The 2,478-nt window shown below is 59.0% G+C and carries 3 protein-coding genes and 2 pseudogenes; all 5 read left to right on the forward strand.

The annotated features are described in order from the left end of the window. Positions 1-548: FAD-dependent oxidoreductase (locus tag ABX749_RS29435; protein WP_372899183.1), on the forward strand; the 548-nt coding region annotated here is incomplete at its 5' end. A gap of 165 nt (positions 549-713) precedes the next feature. Beyond that, positions 714-1,067: an NADH-quinone oxidoreductase subunit A gene (locus ABX749_RS29440; protein ID WP_372899184.1), complete on the forward strand. Its 354-nt coding sequence runs from the start codon at positions 714-716 to the stop codon at positions 1,065-1,067. Next, positions 1,055-1,543: pseudogene (locus tag ABX749_RS29445) on the forward strand (NADH-quinone oxidoreductase subunit B); the annotation flags it as partial. The gene ABX749_RS29440 and the pseudogene ABX749_RS29445, both read left to right, overlap by 13 nt. Before the next feature lie 220 nt (positions 1,544-1,763). Continuing rightward, positions 1,764-2,231 carry an NADH-quinone oxidoreductase subunit C gene (locus ABX749_RS29450; protein ID WP_372899185.1) on the forward strand — a complete coding sequence of 156 codons (468 nt, stop codon included), beginning with the start codon at positions 1,764-1,766 and terminating at the stop codon, positions 2,229-2,231. Next, positions 2,228-2,478 (forward strand): annotated as a pseudogene (locus ABX749_RS29455) (hypothetical protein); the annotation flags it as partial. The gene ABX749_RS29450 and the pseudogene ABX749_RS29455, both read left to right, overlap by 4 nt.

Raw genomic sequence — 2,478 nt, forward strand, 5'->3', positions numbered from 1 at the left:
CGATCGTCGGCGGCGGGAATACGGCGATGGATTCGGTTCGGTCCGCGTTGCGATTGGGCGCCAAGAACGCCTACATCATCTACCGCCGCAGCGAGGAAGAAATGCCGGCCCGGGGCGAAGAGGTGCACCATGCCAAGGACGAGGGCGTGCAGTTCATGAACCTGCACAACCCGCTGGAGTTTGTCGGGAATGAGGAAGGTAATTTGACCGGAGTCAAGTTGGTCAAGATGGAACTCGGTGAAGCGGACGAATCGGGGCGTCGGCGTCCGGTCCCGATCGAAGGCTCTGAATTCGTGATGCCGATCGACATGGCGGTCGTCGCCATTGGCACCGGTGCCAATCCGTTGGTGCAGTCGACCACACCGGACATGGCGACCAACAAATGGGGCTACATCGTTGCCGATGAAGAGACGTTGCGGACCAACAAACGCGGCGTGTTCGCCGGCGGCGACATCGTCAGCGGTGCCGCCACGGTGATCTTGGCGATGGGCGCCGGTCGGGTGGCGGCGCGGTCGATGCATGAGTTTTTGGAAACGGGACAGTGGTAGAGTGATTGTCCCGTCGATCGATCTCGGCGGTCTGTAGATTCTCCACTCGGGAACGGGTAAGATAAGGGCGGGCGTCACTTCACTGAGAGCCGTCCAACGGCCTGGATGCGGACATCGTCGGTCTTGTTGTCGTTCCACTTTGGTTGCCGAGTGCAATTGCCAGACATGGACTATCTATTTGTCTTTCTGTTCGTCGTGCTGGGGATCGCGATGGTACTTGGCGGTATCTTTGCGTCCTACTTGTTGGCACCGCGAAACCCGACCAAGGTGAAGCAGTCGCCGTATGAATGTGGTGAGGAAACGATCGGATCGTCTTCGATCAATTTCAACGTCGCCTACTATTTGTTTGCGATCCTGTTTTTGGTGTTCGATGTCGAAGCGGCGTTTTTATTTCCCTGGGCCGTGGTGCTTCGCGAACTCGGATTGATCGGGCTGGTCGAGGTCGTGATGTTTGTACTTGTTCTGGTCGTCGGCCTGGCGTATGCCTGGAAAAAGGGGGTTCTGGAATGGGAATCGTAACGGACAAGCTTCCCGGTGCATTGGAAAAGGTGCCCGGCGGCAACGTCTTGGTGACCCGGTTTGACGAGATCATCAACTGGGCCCGTGCCAGCAGTCTTTGGCCCTTGACGTTCGGCACGAGTTGTTGTGCGATCGAGATGTTGATGGCCACGGGAGGACCGCGACACGATTTGGCACGATTCGGTGCCGAGGTCGCGCGGCCGTCGCCGCGTCAGGCCGACTTGTTGATTCTGGCGGGCACGATCGTCAAACGGATGGCTCCGCGGTTGCGGACGTTGTACGAGCAGATGGCGGAGCCGAGGTACGTGATCGCGACGGGCGCCTGCACGATTTCAGGTGGCCCATTCATCTATCATTCCTACACGACCGTGCGGGGGGCCGACGAGATCATTCCCGTCGACGTTTACGTTCCCGGTTGTCCCCCGCGTCCCGAGCAGTTGTTCCATGGCTTGTTGACGTTGCAGAAAATGATCAAGGAAGGCGAGACGATTCGCGAGCCCGGTGTTCGCCGCAAACCCGTCATCAGCGCGCTGCCCGAGGGGATCACGTTGGAAGACATCCAAGGGGAGATGAAGGAGTTACTCGTCAAGGAGAACGTGGTCGACGTCCAGCATGCCGTCGACAAGCTGAAGTGGCCAAGCGGATTGAACGAACAAAGCTCCGGCAAGAGCGGGGCGAACGAAAGCGGGGCGGGTGATGGAACGTGAAGCCCTGCAAGCGGCCGTTTGTGAACTCGACGCGGCCGTCAGCCCCTTGGACGCCAACGCCGACCGAGCGGCAGTTGTTGTCGAGGCGAGTGCCCTGCCAGCGATCGTTCGCCGTCTCCGCGACGAGCCCCAGTTTGCGTTTGCCCAATTGCTCGATCACGTGGCGGTCGATTGGATCGATCGCGGACAGTTCGAGCTGATCTACCAGCTCTATTCCTTCAAGCACAAACATTTTCTTTCCGTCAGCGTGTTAGTCCCGCGGGAGGATCCCCGCGTGCCGACGCTCTGTCGTGTGCACCCGGTCGCGGAGTGGCAGGAACGGGAAGTCTACGACCTGTTCGGCGTGTTGTACGACGATCATCCGGATCTCAGGAGACTGTTCTTGGAAGACGATTGGGTCGGGTTTCCCTTGCGCAAGGACTACCAAGACGACTTTATGCTCGACAGGCCAAGATGACCGTAGAAGTTTCGTCACTGAAGGAACTCGTGGAGCAGGCCAGCGGCGACGACCGTTCGCCGGACACCCAAGAGTATTTCGTCAACATGGGCCCCCAGCACCCGTCGACCCACGGCGTGTTGCGGCTGGTGTTGAAGTTGGACGGCGAACGGGTGCTTCGATGTATCCCCGTGCTCGGGTACATCCACCGCAGCATCGAGAAGATCTCCGAGCACATGAACTACATGAATTGTGTCCATCTGACCGA

Origin of the sequence: Stieleria sp., assembly GCF_041595215.1 — a bacterium.
GTDB classification, from domain to species: Bacteria; Planctomycetota; Planctomycetia; order Pirellulales; family Pirellulaceae; genus Stieleria; species Stieleria magnilauensis.

Coding starts and splice junctions, on each gene's coding strand:
- ABX749_RS29450 (WP_372899185.1), top strand. CDS start 1,764: ATGGAACGTGAAGCCCTGCAAGCGGCCGTTTGTGAACTCGACGCGGCC.
- ABX749_RS29440 (WP_372899184.1), top strand. CDS start 714: ATGGACTATCTATTTGTCTTTCTGTTCGTCGTGCTGGGGATCGCGATG.